At 64.1% G+C, this 15416-nt stretch carries 11 protein-coding genes; 10 read left to right on the top strand and 1 reads right to left on the bottom strand.

Translation table 11 applies throughout. The features are described 5' to 3' along the window. Positions 1-179: 179 nt before the first annotated feature. The gene (locus tag QZ332_RS02010; protein WP_295761692.1) at positions 180-449 is read left to right on the top strand and encodes a Mor transcription activator family protein; all 270 of its coding nucleotides are present in this window, start codon (positions 180-182) and stop codon (positions 447-449) included. Between the two features lie 192 nt (positions 450-641). On the opposite strand, the gene QZ332_RS02005 is transcribed toward QZ332_RS02010, so the two are convergent. After that, positions 642-2120 carry a WG repeat-containing protein gene (locus tag QZ332_RS02005; RefSeq protein ID WP_295761691.1) on the bottom strand — a complete coding sequence of 493 codons (1479 nt, stop codon included), beginning with the start codon at positions 2118-2120 and terminating at the stop codon, positions 642-644. A gap of 149 nt (positions 2121-2269) precedes the next feature. Between QZ332_RS02005 and QZ332_RS02000 the strand changes: the two genes are divergently transcribed. The 9 genes from QZ332_RS02000 to QZ332_RS01965 all read left to right on the top strand — a co-directional run. Continuing rightward, the gene (locus tag QZ332_RS02000) at positions 2270-3574 is read left to right on the top strand and encodes a RepB family plasmid replication initiator protein (protein WP_295761689.1); all 1305 of its coding nucleotides are present in this window, start codon (positions 2270-2272) and stop codon (positions 3572-3574) included. 352 nt (positions 3575-3926) lie between these two features. Beyond that, positions 3927-5633, top strand: a complete 1707-nt coding sequence (locus QZ332_RS01995; RefSeq protein WP_295761687.1) for a hypothetical protein — start codon at positions 3927-3929, stop codon at positions 5631-5633. Beyond that, entirely contained in the window at positions 5626-7428 is a 1803-nt protein-coding gene (locus QZ332_RS01990; protein WP_295761685.1) for a DnaB-like helicase C-terminal domain-containing protein, read from the top strand. Before QZ332_RS01995 ends, QZ332_RS01990 begins: the two co-directional genes overlap by 8 nt. A gap of 288 nt (positions 7429-7716) precedes the next feature. Continuing rightward, a complete protein-coding gene (locus tag QZ332_RS01985) occupies positions 7717-10782 on the top strand; it encodes an S-layer homology domain-containing protein (protein WP_295761684.1) in 3066 nt (1021 codons plus the stop codon). 183 nt (positions 10783-10965) lie between these two features. Next, the gene (locus QZ332_RS01980; protein WP_295761682.1) at positions 10966-13389 is read left to right on the top strand and encodes an O-antigen ligase; all 2424 of its coding nucleotides are present in this window, start codon (positions 10966-10968) and stop codon (positions 13387-13389) included. A gap of 216 nt (positions 13390-13605) precedes the next feature. Continuing rightward, positions 13606-14238, top strand: a complete 633-nt coding sequence (locus QZ332_RS01975) for a hypothetical protein (RefSeq protein WP_295761680.1) — start codon at positions 13606-13608, stop codon at positions 14236-14238. A 41-nt stretch (positions 14239-14279) separates the two neighbouring features. Beyond that, positions 14280-14909, top strand: coding sequence for an aminotransferase class I/II-fold pyridoxal phosphate-dependent enzyme (locus QZ332_RS01970; protein WP_363323977.1), 630 nt, complete (start codon positions 14280-14282; stop codon positions 14907-14909). A 171-nt stretch (positions 14910-15080) separates the two neighbouring features. After that, a complete protein-coding gene (locus tag QZ332_RS13785) occupies positions 15081-15266 on the top strand; it encodes a sugar transferase (protein WP_363323980.1) in 186 nt (61 codons plus the stop codon). Beyond that, on the top strand, positions 15215-15416 hold a 202-nt coding region (locus QZ332_RS01965), incomplete at its 3' end, for a hypothetical protein (protein WP_295761679.1). The genes QZ332_RS13785 and QZ332_RS01965, both read left to right, overlap by 52 nt.

Here is a 15416-nt window from a genome sequence, read left to right as displayed (position 1 = left end):
ATTAAGATAACACAAAACGCCCGCTAAAGCAAGAGGCGGCGCGCCCCTGGGAAAAAACTTTACGATCTCGTAGCACGCCCCCGTGCAACTGCCCCGGCGATGGGGCCCTCCTATGAAAGACGGCCCGCCGGGAACGCCCTCCGGCTCCGGGGACCGGGAAACCGAAAGGAGACTGCATCATGAACGACACGAAGACCATCCGCCTGGAAGACGTCCCGGAGGACCAGCGGGACCTGGCCGCGGCCCTGGGGCTGGACGCCTATCTCCGGCTGGCCGCGCTCCGGGGCGGGCAGGAGCTGTACGTCCCCAAGCTCCAGTCCCTGGAGCGGGGCCCCCGGGACCGGGACATCCGCGCCCGGTTCGACGGCGGGAACTACCGGGAGCTGGCCGCGCGGCATCAGCTCAGCGTCCGGCAGGTCCGGAAGATCCTCAGCGGGACCAGGACATGAAGCGGGCCGGGGGGGCTTCCTCCGGCCCGCCGGGCTGTCGAAACAGGGCGGAGAGGCGGAGCGTCCTGGGAGGAGGGCCGGGGAGGGCCCTCCCGCGTCCGGTACGTCCCCTCCGGCGGCTCCGCGCCCGGGCGGCGGATGGAAGGCCCGCCGTCTGCGCCCGGCGGGAGACCGCCCCCGGGAGGGGAAAACTCACGTGAGTCTTGTCCGGCCGGAGGGCCTGCCGCTCCCGGACCACGCGGAACACAGAGGCGTCAGCGCGTCCCGGTCCAGGAGGAAGGTCCGGATCTCCTCTGTCCCCGCAGGAAGGGCAAAGGATCGCCGTGTCACCCCAGCGGAGATGTCCCATGCGTCGACGGCGAGCAGCCGGCCCGCTCCGTCATAGGCGGCAGCCATCAGGCGGGCAGGGCCGGCGGAGGAGGCGGACACCAAGGCCCGGCTCCCCTCCAAGACCGCGCTCACAGAATCCTCCGTCCCGGGAACAGGCTCGTAGCCGGTGAAGATGTACAGGAGGCCGTCCCGTATCCCATAGGCTGCGCCGCCTTCATAGCTGGTGATGTCGTCGTACTCCAGGGGGACCACGATCTCACCCTCGTAGTCCATCAGGCCGTATCTCCCGTCCAAGCCCACAGCGGCCAGTCCGTCCCCCGCGCCGGGGGCGTCGTCATAGACGAAGGGGAGGACCTCCCGGCCTCCGGCATCGATGTAACCCCACTTCCCATCCTTCCGGACGGCGCAGAGGCCGTCATGGAAGCCGGTCCCCCCATCATAGGCACAGGGGATGACCAGCGCGCCGGAACGGTCGATGAAGCCCCGCTTCCCCTGTCCGTCCGCCACCTGGGCCAGGCCCTCGCTGAACGGATATCCGGCCGTATAGCCCCGGTCCTCCAAGAGGATCTCCATCCTGCCCCGGCTGTCCATGTAACCCAGCAGTCCCGTCCCCCAGTCCCCGTACTCGTCTTCCTGTTCCTCTGTGCAGGCGGCCAGCCCCTCGCCGAACCAACCGAAGCGGTACCGCGTGCCTATGCCCAGCGCCCCGACGCCGAGGATCTCCGAAAACCGCTCCGGCAGCGTATGCGTCACCTTGCCGGAAGCGTCTAGGAACTGGAAGACATATCCCTGGTCGGCCCCGCCGGACCACGGTCCCCGCCACTCGGTGCCGATCGTCTTGCGGACCAGGACGTTCCCGTCCCGCACCGGCCCGCCCTGCCAGTCCACCGTGACCGTCGTCTCGATGCCGCCCTCTTCCGTCGTCTCCGAGAAGCCCGGCGGAGGGTCGAAGGCAAAGGCCGGGGCCCCGTCCAGCTTGAAATACTGGGGCGGGTACTCGCTGGGGTCATACAAGTCCCAAGCCGAATACGGGCCGCTCTCCGTCAGCGAGACGATCCCGCCGGAGCGGTAAAAACTGAGGAACGTCTCCCGCCAGGGGAACCGGAACTCCCCGTCCGGACCGATCAGCGCCGCCTGGGGCATCTTGGTCAAGTCCCCTTCCAAAAGACTGCCCTCGCCGCTCCGGCTCAGGCTCCCCCACCCGTCCTCATTGGACACGGCATCCACCGCGATCCCCGTGCCGACGATGCGCATCCCTCCGGCCTCCGCAGCCGCCGCCGGACCCAATGCCAGGCACAGCATCGCCGCGCAGACCGCCGCGATCCATCTCATCTCCATCATGCTCTCGGCCTCCTCCTAATGAAGTCCCCTCATCTTATCACATCTCCCGGGCCGTCACAAGGCCGCCGAAAAAACCCCTTCCTTTTCCAGGCCCTTTGTGCTATACTTCAACATGGATCATCATACTTCCACGATAAGGAGGCTCCGCTATGACCCAAGACCTGCCCGCCCTCGAGCCCCGGCCCGCCCCGGAGGCCGCCCGCTTCCTCGAGAGCGACCAGTTCCAGGAGATGCTCCAGACCTACCGCCGCCTCAAGCCCCTGGCGGAGACGAAGCCCCGGACCTTCAAGCGCCGGCTGGCGGAGTTCGATTTCCAGGCGATCTATCCCCTGATGGACGAGTTCCTCGCCGGCCATCCCCTGGACGGCCCCGCCGACCTGGCGAAGGCCGCGGCGGACCCCGACGAGGAGACCGCCGCCTTCGCCGCCGCTCTGCTGGACATCTTCGAGACCACCCTCGCCGCCCACGCCACGGAGTACGACATCCTGGGCAACAGCCCCGCCACGTACTTCATCTGCGGCGTGTGGGCCAACATGAAGCGGGGCCGGGAGTTCCACCCCGCCTCCAACGGCATCACCGTCACCTACGACCAGCCCGACGCCTACGGCAACCAGAACATCCGCTACCGCAACAAGGATTACGAGATGACGCTGATCTTCGAGGCGGTGCAGGAATACACCCGCAACCTCAGCTGGACCGCCCACCGCCTGCTGATCTACACCCTCATGCGGGGCAACGCCCAGAACTGGCGGAACAACGCCGCCGTGTTCAACATCACCGAATACATGGAATGGGCCGGGCTCAAGAGCCGGGACGCCGCCTACCGGCAGCTGAAGAAGGACGTGCAGTCCATCACCGGGATGAAGCTGACGGCGGAGTCCTTCAAGAAATACTTCGAATCCTTCTACACCACCCACCTGGCCACGGAGGCCGCGATCAAGAAATACACCGGCGAGGTCCGCATCGCCTTCGCCGAGAACGTGCGCCACTTCCTCACCCAGTATTACCAGCTCATCCCCGACTGGATGGGCCAGCTGGGCGAGAACGCCTACCGCATGGCCTTCTACCTCTACTACCGGGCCCGGAAGGCCCCCATGGACCAGGACGGCAGCTTCCGCGTGCGGGTGGAGGACGTCATCCAGTACATCGGCCTGCCCACCAAGGAGGAGGTCAAGAACCGCAACTACGACGAGGCCATCCTCCGCCCCTTCCGCAAGGCCGTGGAGGAGATCCACCGCATCTCCGGCGGGTCGCTGGAGGTGGACATGGACTATAACAACATCAACACCTTCCTGGCGGGACAGCTGAACGTCAGCATCGATGACGCCGTGCACGATTACGTCCAGAAGCTGGACAAGGCCAAGTCCGCCCGGCAGCTGGATCCCAAGAAGAAAAAGCACGAAAAGAAGTCGGAACTCCCGGAAGCGGTGCACGAGGACACATCGGAACCTTGAGGAGGATGTGGAAGGCGGGACGGCAAAATATCCACAGATCCCCCCGGAACGCGCCTCCGGAGGGCCTCCCCGGCGGAAAACCCCCGGGATCGTGGAAAACTCCTCCACGAAACGGGCGATATCCCCCGGAGGGCCCGGCCGTGTCCGACCTCATCTCGTGCCCTTCCGACCCGAGCACGTGCGGCAGCGGCCTGGCTTCGTGCAGCCCCCCGCCGCTCCGCCGCTCCTCTCTAGGGCTCCCGGGCCCCGCTCCCCCCTTATGATATCTTAAGATATCTTAGCGCCGGAGGGTACGACCCCCCTCCGGCACCTTAGATAAAGCTCCAACACGACGACGGAAAAGGAGAACTGCATGAAACTGTTTCGAAAAGCCGCACTGACCCTGCTGGCGGTCCTGCTGCTGAGCGTCCCCGCCCTGGCGGCGGAGACCGAGGTGACGGTCACGGACGCCGCCGGCTTCCGGGCCGCACTGGAAAACGAAGACGTCCGGACCATCCGCTTCTCGAGGAGGATCGTCATCGAAGCCCTCGGGAGCGGGAAGGACGCCCTGGACGCGGGGACGAAGACCATCCTCCCCGCGGACCCTACCACCGATGAGGACCAGCTCATCTTCGGCCAGGGCGTCACCATGCTCCACATCTCCGTCCACGAGGGGAACCGCCAAAACCCGGACACCCAGAGCGTCCGCAACATCTACGGCCGGGACTATGACGGCAGCGGCATGGAGATCGACATGGGCCTGCTGATGGAGGCCGCCGAGGGCTACGTGGGCTGGTACGAGTACCACGCCGCCGACAGTAAGGACAGCAACGGCTCCCCGGACGAGTACGCGGGCAAGCGCGTATGCTACATCGAATACAGCGGCAGCTGGGAGGACACGATCGAGACCGCGGCGGACCTGACCGCCGAAGGATGGAAGCACACCCCCACCGCGGGGGCCGATGACGAGAACCAGATCCTCTTCCTGCAATTCGGCACCCCCCGTACGGATAACAAGGAGATCAAAATCCAGCGGGACATCCTCGTCACGGGCCGCACGCAGTGCTTCGGCGGGCAGTCCCTGACCGTGACCAACAACGCCACCCTGACCACCGCCGTACTGGGGCTGGAGACCGCGGGCGGAGACTGGGGCTACAAGGACGCGGGGTCCTCCAATCTCCTCGTCAACGGCGGCGGCAAAGTGGTCCTCCACCGCTGGGAGGGCGAAGACAGCCGTGAGGACGGCGCATACATCCCGGAAGGCGACGTCCAGCTGGCCGCGGAGGGCGCCATCTACCTGGTGGGGGACGACCTCAAGGACTGCCTGACCTTCGACAAAGATGCGGAGATCTTCTGCGAGCACCATCCCCTGGCGTACTCCCCCACTCCCATCGAGTCGCAGGAGGGGGAACTGCGGGGCCGTCCCGGCGACTGGATCATCCAGCTGGACGGCCTCCCGGGAGGCGTCCCGACCGGCTGGTTCTACAACATCGGTTTCGATGTGGACCGGAGCACCGGCACCGCCGGCTGGCGCTGCGACCCGGAGGCGGCGGAGACCCTGCTGGCCACGGACGCCGACGGCAAGGCCACCCAGGCCCTCGTCCCCTGCGACGCGGGCGAGGACGGGAGCGTCCGGCTCTACCCCCTGTCCGCCGGGGATTACCGGGTCTACCTCTACCACGATCCCGCCGAGAACCCGGACTATATCGAGCACCCGGAGCGGATCTCGCATGGCGTAGGGACGGACGTCCCCGGCACCGAGGGGATGTACCTGACGCTCTATGTCCCCGCCTCCGAGCTCCTGGTGCCCAGCACAGAGATCATAGATATGTCGGACGGGAAGACGGTCCTCAGGTTCGTCCGCCTCCCCGGGGAGGTCGTGGCCAGGGCGAAGGCGGTCTTCGCCGTCTCCTACGGTCCCGGCGCGGCGGCGGAGCAGATCACGGAGGGTGAGATCGAGGAGGTCTACCCCCTCGAATGGGGCGCCTCCTTCCAGGCGGATCTGGACGGGGACTCCCGCGTGTTCCTCCTGGACGAGCACCTGCGCCCCATCGTCCCGAAGATGGACCTGAGTGCGTGACGCCATGTCCGACACCTTCGATTCCCTCCGGCCCCATATCGTGGACTACCTCCGCGCCAAGGGCATCGACCCCGCCCGGCGCTTCCGCTGCCTGGACCCCCGGCACCTGGACCGGGACCCCTCCATGGGATACGACGCCAAACGGCAGAAAGTCCACTGCTTCGCCTGCGGGGCGGACTACGACCTGTTCGACCTGCTGGCGATCGACGAGGGGCTGTCCTCGCCCAAGGAGGCGCTGGACCGGGCCTCCCAGCTCTACGGACGGGGCGGGCCTCCCGCCGCCCTCCCGCTCCGTTCGGAGCAGTCCGCGCCGTCCTACGCCGCCCGCTGCTTCGCCCGCCGGGGGGAGACGGACTACTTCGCCCGCCGGGGCCTGTCGGCGCAGACCGTGGACCGCTTCTCCCTGGGCTACGACCCGGAGGCGGGCTGCGTGGTCCTGCCCTGCGCCGGGGGGCGGGTGGTCCGGCGGTCCGTGGAGGGCAAGCGCTACCTCAACGAGAAGGGCCGCCCCTCGCCCCTGTTCCAGCCGGAGCTGCTGGAGGGGGAGGGCCCCGTCTTCCTGACGGAGGGGACCTTCGACGCCCTCAGCGCCGAGGAGCTGGGCCACCCCGCCGCCGCGCTGAACGGCGCGGGGAACCGGGAGAAGGCGGCGGAGCTCCTGCGCGGGCGGGAGCGGCCCGGGGCGGTGCTGGTCCTGACGGACGCGGACGCCGCCGGGGACGCCTGGGCCTCCGCCCTGACGGAGGAGTTCCCCTGGCTGTACCGCTGCCCGCCGGTGCCGGCGGGGAAGGACCTGAACGAGTCCCTCCTGGCGGACCGGGAGGGGACGGCCCGCTATCTGGACGATTGCCTGGCCCAGTGGGAGGCCCTGCGCCCCCCGCCGTATGAGGAGCTGTCCGCCGCCGGACGGCTGGAGGCCCTGGGGCGCTATATCGAGGAGCGGGCGGCCCGGCCCGCCCTGCTGACGGGCTTCCCCGGCCTGGACGCGGCGCTGGACGGCGGGCTGTACGACGGGCTGTACGTCATCGGGGCGATCAGCTCCCTGGGCAAGACCGCCTTCTGTATGCAGATCGCCGACCAGCTGGCGGAGCAGGGGCGGGACGTGCTGGTGTTCACCCTGGAGATGTCCGCCTTCGAGCTGATGGCCCGCTCCATCTCCCGGGAGACCTTCCTGGCGGACCGGAGCCGGGGGAAGCGGCTGGCCAAGACCGTCCGGGGCGTGCTGGACGGGCGGCGCTATCCCCGCTACAGTCCGGACGAGCGCGCCCACCTGGACGCCGCCCGGCGGCGTTACGCCGCCTACGCCGGACACATCTGGTTCCGGGAGGGGGACCACGAGACCGGGATGGACGAGATCCGCCGGGAGGTCCGGCGGCACATCACCGAGACCGGGGCCCGCCCCGTGGTGCTGCTGGACTACCTCCAGATCGTGGCCCCGGCGGACGTGCACTTCACCGACAAGCAGAACCTGGACCGGACCGTCTGCGCGTTGAAGAAGCTCAGCCGCCAGGAGGAGCTGACGATCCTGGCGGTGTCGTCGTTCAACCGCGAGAATTACAACGCCGAAGCCACCATGGCCGCGTTCAAGGAGTCCGGCGGCATCGACTACAGCGCGGACGTGCTGCTGGGCCTCCAGGCCCGGGGGGCGGGGGGCCGGAGCTTCAACATCGACGAGGAGAAGCGCAAGGACCCCCGGGAGCTGGAGCTGAAGATCCTGAAGAACCGCACCGCCTCCCTGGGGGAGCCGGTGCCCCTGCGGTACTACCCGGCCTTCTCCTGCTTCGAGGAGGGATAGGGCCCGGATCGGCACCGGGAAGGCCCCGATACCAGGGGATGGGGCCCCCGCCAGGTCTTTCCCGCAATGTTACAGTCCTGTTACAAGCGCGAAAAACGCTTGCAATTTGCCGGAGCCTTTGCTATGATGCATCCATGGACAGCGCCGCCGGAAGGGGATGCCGGTACAGATACGGTATTGGCTAGCCACGGTATGTGCACCGGGCGAACTGAAAGATGGAGCTGCTCCAAATCTAAAATGCCGTCCGCGGCTTCGCGAACGGTAAATCCAAAAGGAGGAAACCACATCATGAGAAAGTTCCTTTCTCTGCTCCTGGCTCTGATCATGACCATGTCTCTGGTCACGCTCAGCGCTGGAGCGACGGACTTCACTGATGACAGCGACATTTCTTATAATGAAGCTATCGACGTGATCTCCGCGATCGGGGTTGTCGACGGTTATTCCGACGGCAGCTTCAAGCCCACTGCGGTCCTGACCCGCGGCGCGGCCGCCAAGATCATCTGCAACATGATCCTCGGCCCCGCTGCTGCCAGCAACATGACCGCGTCCGCCGCGCCCTTCAAGGACGTCCCGGCGAACCACACCTTTGCCGCTCAGATCGCCTACTGCGCGCAGCAGGGCATCATCAACGGCTATCCCGACGGCACCTTCAAGCCCGGCAACACCCTGACCGGCTATGCCTTCCTGAAGATGCTCGAGGGCGCCCTGGGTTATGACGGCAAGATCGAGGGCTTCACCGGCGCGAACTGGACCATCAACGTCCTGAAGATCGCCACCGGCATCGGCCTGCTGGAAGACGTCGCTGAGGGCTTTGCCGGCTCCAACAGCGTCGATCGTCAGACCGCCTGCCTGTTCGCCTTCAACACCCTGAAGGCCGACCTGGTCGAGTATGACAGCAAGATCACCGCTTCCGTCGCCGGCGTCGAGGTCACCATCGGCGGCAGCAACGGCGCGAAGAGCGTGCAGTCTGAGACCCAGGCTTCCAACACCAACAACTGGAACATCATCAACGAGTCCCGGCCCACCAGCCAGGGCGCTACCTCTCACGACAACTACGCCATCATCCAGTTCGGCGAGCGTTACTTCCCCCGTCTGGTCCGCAACAACGGCCAGTTCAAGTGGAACGACCGCTGGAATGGCCAGTACTGCGTCGACGATCTGGGCCGCCCCTCCAGCACCTGGACCTATCGCGGCGAGAAGATCGGCACCTACACCGAGGATCCCATCAAGACCTATGAGGGCGGCGTCGCCATCACCGAGATCTACAACGACCTCGAGATGAACACTGCCACCAACCAGGCCTTCAACGGCAACGGCGTCGTCTTCGTCAACGGCGTGAACTACAGCGGCATTTCCTATGACGAGGATACCGGCAAGATCGAGATCGGCGACAACTTCGGCCGTGTTGACATCAAGCGCAACACCAAGGTCGAGACCGGCGACCTGGCTGAGGGCTTCGACTTCGCCATGGCTTATGACCTGGATCTGGAGAAGGGCACCACCACTCTGTCTGCTGCGACCCTGCAGAAGATCAAGGACGGCGATCTGCCTGAGCCCGATGAGGGCAAGGTCGGCAACGGCACCATCACCGAGGTCTATCGCAACGACAAGACCAACGACGTCATCATCGCCATCATCTCCGTCTACGGCGGCAAGGTCACCTCTGTGAACGAGGGCACCTCTAAGCGTGACGATTTCGTGGAGATCGAGTACGGCGCGCTGGATAACCACATCCCCGTCGGCATGGACGACGACAACAACTGGTTCGAGACCACCGGCCTGAAGGAAGACGACGTTGTCGCCTATACTTACTCCAACAGCGCCAACAGCATCCAGACCATGGAGAAGATCGAGTCCGTGGATGGCAGCCTGTCCAAGCGCACCGCTGGCAAGAACCTGACCCTGGGCGACACCACCTACAAGTATGCCGAGGAGTACAACTTCGAGTACGGCCTGGACGAGACTGGCCTGACCAACAAGTCCAACTACCGCGTGTTCCTCGACGAGTTCGGCTACGCTCTGTGGATCGAAGAGGCCGAGTTCAACGCCAAGGAGTATGCTCTGATCGAGCGTATCACCAGCGAGGTCAAGGGCTCTCGTAACGCCATCGTGTCTCATACCCTCGATGACCTGACCGGCAGCTACGACGGCCAGGATGACCAGGATGCCCGTGCTCCTCAGAAGTATGACTCTACTTCTAACCAGCTCGATTGGACCACCAACCGTGTCCAGCTGCTGTTCGCCGACGGCTCTGAGCGCACCGTCAGCCTCGACCGCAGCTACTACACCAACGTTGCGTCCTCTCGCGAGATGTTCAAGAAGTCTACCGGTAATCTGGCTACGCTGAATAGCGTGACCGATGCCAATGGTGACGTCATGAACCTCGAGTTCTGGGCCGGCGATGTTGTCCGTGTCTCTGAGCTCAACAGCGGCAGTGTCCGCCTGAACCGTATCGGCCAGACCGAGTGGGCGGAGTATGTGGCTGATCGCGATGTCCGCAACACCTTCATCTCCATGATCGGCGATAAGTCTAATAAGGCTGATGATGCCAAGAAGGGCTTTGCTACCATCACCAGCCGTTCTCTGGAGTTCAACGACGCGGATGTCTACACCGACAGCAACACCATCTTCGTCGTGAAGGTCGACAACGGCCGCAGCTCCTACGACTGGAAGGTCTACACCGGCATCAAGAACGCTCCCACCGTTGAAAAGGGTGTTGGCTTCGCTTACATCCGCGGCGGTGTGGCCAAGATCGTCTTCATCACCGACGGCGTTGTGAAGAACGTCAGCCGTGACGTGACCTTCATCACCGGCGCTTCCGTGAGCAAGACTGTCCTCGAGACCGACGGCCGCAAGTATTACACTTACGACGCTGTTGTCCGCGGCGAGATCACCAGCATCATGATCGACGCTGAGATTGAGGAGAAGACGGACAAGGACGGCAACCCGATGCACGCCTCTGTCGAGGGCTTCAACTTCACCATTGGTGAGAAGACCAAGGGTAAGCAGGGCGCCGTGATGATCATCAACAACTACATCAGCGACACCGATGATGTCATCACCAAGCTCGAGTATGCTGACAGCTCTGTCCACGCTTATGGTCCTGTGACCGGCATCAAGAAGATCTCCGGTTCTACCGATGAGATCAAGGTCGGCGCCAATGGCGACACCTATGGCCGGACTCTGACCCTTGCTTCCAACGTCAACATCTTCCTGGCTGATGACGGCGGCAGCATCGAGGCGGTCGAGCTGAGCGACATCAAGACCAGCAAGGTCAACAAGGTCTACTACACCCTGGACGACGGCCTGGTGACCAACCTGTTCGTGATCGAGGTCAACGAGCGCGACGACTGATTTATCAGTCTGACAGCGGCAAAGACCTAAGCGAAGACTCCTGAAAGGGGGGCGCGAAAGCGCCCTCCTTTCTTCGTCCGTCTCAGAAAATTCATAGGATAAGCCTTGCCTTCCCGGGGGATATGATGTATAATATCGGTCATATCCGGCCCTTTCGGGTCACATTTTCAGGAGGAACACAGCGTGAGTGAAGAAAAGATCGAGACCGCCTCCCTGGCCCCCGCTCTGGGGCCCCGGGACATCGCGGCGGTGTGCTTATATTCGGTCCTGCTCTTTCTGGCCATGACCGTGCAGACGGGGCGGATGTCGGTGCTCCTGCCCTTCCTGGCGGTGGTTTTGACCATCGGGCGGGAGCCCCTCCGGCGGATCCGGGAGCGGCTGAGCGTGCCTCTGCTGGGCTTTTTGCTCTTCGCCTTGATGTACGGCTTCGCGGCGGTCTACGCGTCCCAGGGGGCGTACGCGGTGGCGGAGTTCAATAAGTTCATCGCGTCCTTTTCCCTGGCCGTGATCTTCCTGGCCCGCTTCGACCGTAAGCACGTCCGGGGCCTGCTCTGGGGGCTTGCGGCGGTGCTGGCGCTGATCGGCCTGATCTGCGTGGACATGGGCTGTTCGGCGAAGCTCTTCGGGGCGTTCAACGGCGGGATGCAGCTCCTTGGGATGGACTTCACCGAAACGCTGGAGGCCAGCCAGGGCGCGCGGCTCAACGGCATCTATAACGACGCGAACATCACCGGTGTGATGATGGGTGTGGCGGTCTTCGTCTGCGTCTATCTCCTGCGCACGTCGAAGAAGCTGTGGGAGAAGGCGCTGGGGAGTGTCCTGCTGGGGATCTGCTCGGTGGCGTTCCTGACGGCGGTGAGCCGGGGCGCGATCTTGTGCTTCGCCCTGGCGGCGCTGATCTACCTGGCGGCGGAGCGGGAGGACCGGCTGGGCCTGTTCTTCACGCTGTGCGCCACGGCGGTAGGGATGGTCCTGTGCAGTGCGGTGGCCCTGCTCCACATGGAGGAAGGCTCCTTCCTGCCGGACGTGATGTGCGTGCTCTGCGGCGCGGCGATCTTCCTGCTGGAGCAGGGGGTGAACACGCGCCTGGTCGGCGTCCTGCGGGGCCACGGGAAAGCGGTCGTGGCGGGCTGCGGGGTGCTGGTGCTGGTGTTGTGCGGCGTGGTGGTCCTGGCGCTGACCTGGACGGTGCCCCATCCGTTTTCGGAGGGCGGCATCACCCGGGGCATGGCCCCGGTCCCTGGGGAGCATACGATCGAGGGGGATTGGGACGAGGGCGTCAAGGTCGACGTCTATTACCGCACGTGGGTCCAGGCCATCCGCGCGGACGCGAACATCGGCCTGTATAACGGCCCGGTGGACGGGGCGTCCTTCGTGGTCCCTGAGGATGCGTTCCGGCTGTACGTCTCCTTCTCCGGCGAGGCCGGCAAGGAGATCCGTTCCGCGTCCTTCTCGGACGGGACGAAGATCCCGCTGAAATACCGGCTGCTCCCCGGGATGATCTCCTCCCGTCTTCAGGACGGCCTGTTCTACGGGAGCAGCTATCTCCTCCGTGCGCAGTATGACATCGACGGTTGGAAGCTCTTCCAGCGCAGTCCCTTGATCGGCTTCGGCCTGGGCAGCTCGGAGACGTGGCTGACCTCGCTCCAGCCCTGTTTCTACGAGTCCCTCTACCTCCATAACCACATCCTCCAGGTCCTGTGCGACATGGGCGTGATCGGGCTGGTGTTTTGGCTGGCGTTCCTGGGCGGATCGTTGTGGCTGCTGATCCGGCAGATCTTGCGGGCGAAGGACCCCCTGGCGTCGGTGCTGCTGGGCTGCTGGTCGCTGATGGTGATCCACGGCCTGATGGAGATCAACTTCTCGATCCGGGCCTTCCAGTGCATGGCGTGGCTGCTGCTGCTGCTGCCGGTGGTGCTGTATACGAAGCCGCTCTCCTCGGAGCGGCTGGTGCAGATGGGCGGCTTCTTCGCGGCGCTGTTCATGTGGATGTACCTGCTGGTCTTCGGCGGGCTGCTGGAGTGCCGCCGGATGGCCGCCCGGGAGATGGAGGGCTTTTCCACGGACAGCGTGGCGACCTTCATGGAGCAGACCCGGAAATGGGTGAAGATGGACGTCTTCGACCACGAGCAGGAGCAGCTGAATTTCGTCGGCAACGCGGTGCTGCTGGATGATGGCCGCTATACGCAGGACATGGAGCTCTACGCCGGGCAGCTGCGGGCCTCCGGCACCTATACCGCCTGCTCGGGCCTCGCGGAGTATTACTACCTGCCCCAGGGCGAGTATGAAGAGATGTTCGCCTGTTCCCGGGAGGGCGTGTTCCAGGAGGCGTCCGTCGCCGACGCGTGGAACCAGCAGTTCGACTTCTACCGGATGGAAGTGCTGGCGAAGATGACCGCGGACGACATGGAGGTCTTCATGGACGGCGTCCTGGCCCTCCGGGCGGACCTGGAGTCCTTCAGCGAGGGCCGTTATGAGGAGATCCGGCTGACGGAAGCGAACCAGGCGTTCGTAGATCAGGTGGCCTCGGCCCGGGAGCAGGGCCTGACGGGTGCGGCGGCGCTGCTTTTCATCACGGTCTTCGGGAGCGCGCAGATAGCAGGATAAACAAGGAGAGGACGGAAGGGGCTCCCCCCTCCGTCCTCTTTTTGCCAGTTTGACCACGACGATCGTGGTAGGATGCCGGAGGATCGGCAAAAAAGTTTCTGGAATTTCGCAAAAACTCTTGCGGCGGCATAGGGATCGTGCTAATATAACAAAAGTTTCAGGCAAGTACCAAGTCAAATCGACCACGACTGACCACGAAAGGAAGGAGCGGCAGGTATGCGGACCGGGGACAATGTGCGGCTGCGGGCGGACGGGCGTTACGAAGCGCGTTATGCCAAGAGCCGGGACAGCCGGGGGCGGATCGTCTATGGCTATTGCTACGGCAAGACCTATGAGGAAGCCGCGGCGAAGAGGCAGGAAGCCCGCCGCCGTTCCGTCGTGGTCCGGGAGATGCGGCTCTTGATCCTGGGTGCGGGGAGCCACGGACGAGAGGTCCGGGAGCTGGCCGAGTGCCTCCGGATCTTCCAGGAGGTCGCGTTCTTGGATGACGACCCGTCGAACCCCTTGGCGATCGGCCCCTGTGAAGGGTATGCCCAATACAGGGAGACTTACCCGGCCGCCATCCCCGCCGTCGGGGATCGGGCCCTGCGTATGCGCTGGCTGGAGGAGCTGGCCCAGGCGGGGTTCGTGCTCCCGGTGCTGGTCCATCCCACGGCCGTGGTCTCGCCCAGTGCCAAGCTGGGCTATGGCACCGTGATCTGTGCCCGGGCCACCGTGGGCAGCGGGGTGAGCGTGGGCTGCGGCAGCATCATCAGCAGCGGCTGTACCATCGACCGGGGGGTCGTCCTCCCGGCGGGGACCCATCTGTCCTGTGGACAAGCCGTGGTGAAGGACCTGGAGGGAGCATGAGGACACGGAAGAGACCTTGATCGAGGAGGGAGGCCGTTCTGATGAGCGGGAGGATCTTTTTGTCCTCGCCGACGATCCACGGCGAGGAGCAGATGTATGTGAAGGAGGCGTTCGACACCAACTGGGTAGCGCCCCTGGGGAAGAACGTCAATGAGTTCGAAAAGGAGATGGCGGCGTATATCGGCGTAGGCCACGCGGCGGCGCTGACGGCAGGGACGGCGGCATTGCACCTGGCGGTGAAGCTGGCGGGCGTAGGCCGGGGGGACCGGGTGTTCTGCTCGGACCTGACCTTCTCGGCGACGGTGAACCCGGTGAGCTACGAGGGCGGGGAACAGGTCTTCATCGAGAGCGAGCGGGAGACCTGGAACATGGACCCCCGGGCCCTGGAGCGGGCCTTCGGGAAATATCCGGACTGCAGGTGCGTCATAGCCGCGAACCTGTACGGCACGCCGGCGAAGCTGGATGAGATCCGAGAGATCTGCGATGCACACGGCGCGGTGCTGATCGAAGACGCCGCCGAGAGCTTGGGCGCGTCGTATCGAGGCCGCATGACGGGGACCTTTGGGGCCTATAACGCGGTCTCCTTCAATGGGAACAAGATCATCACCTCTTCCGGCGGAGGGATGCTCCTCAGCGACGACGGGGAGGCGATTAAAAAAGCTTGGTACTAGTTTACGTATGTCAAAATGCACTAGAAATTTTTACAAGGGCTTTTTGATATTGTTTTGTCCGCCTATGTATTGATAGTGTTGTCCTAATTCTGCTGATTGTCGTGGTGTTGGTCCGAGTGAAACTGTGGACCCTATATATCCTGCCAGTAGCGATTTAAAGGGAATCGGAGGATTTTCAAGCTTTATAAATTCCTTTTAGTAAAAGAAACACGGGGCAAAAATTGCGAGTTACGTCTAAACACGATGCGCCCAACGAAGTTTGAACGGGCCCTGCAGTCTACAAGCTTAGATGAGATTCTAGAGTTGTGGAACATCTTAAAAGGGGATATGTTTATCGTAGGCCCCTGCTTCTTCTAGTTGAGTTAGATGTTCGATATACCAGGAAATCATGTTTTGGTGGAGATGTCCGCATCATTCCTGTCGAAAAAGCGGACCGCCGGGAGCAGGGCGAAAGGATAGGAGGAGACGATGTATCGGCGACATATCAAGCGTCTTTTGGATATCGCG

The organism is uncultured Oscillibacter sp. (genome assembly GCF_910584465.1).
In the GTDB taxonomy this organism is placed as follows: Bacteria; Bacillota; Clostridia; order Oscillospirales; family Oscillospiraceae; genus Oscillibacter.
Note: the sequence above shows the minus strand (reverse complement) of the source record. Positions and strands in the feature narration are given on the sequence as shown.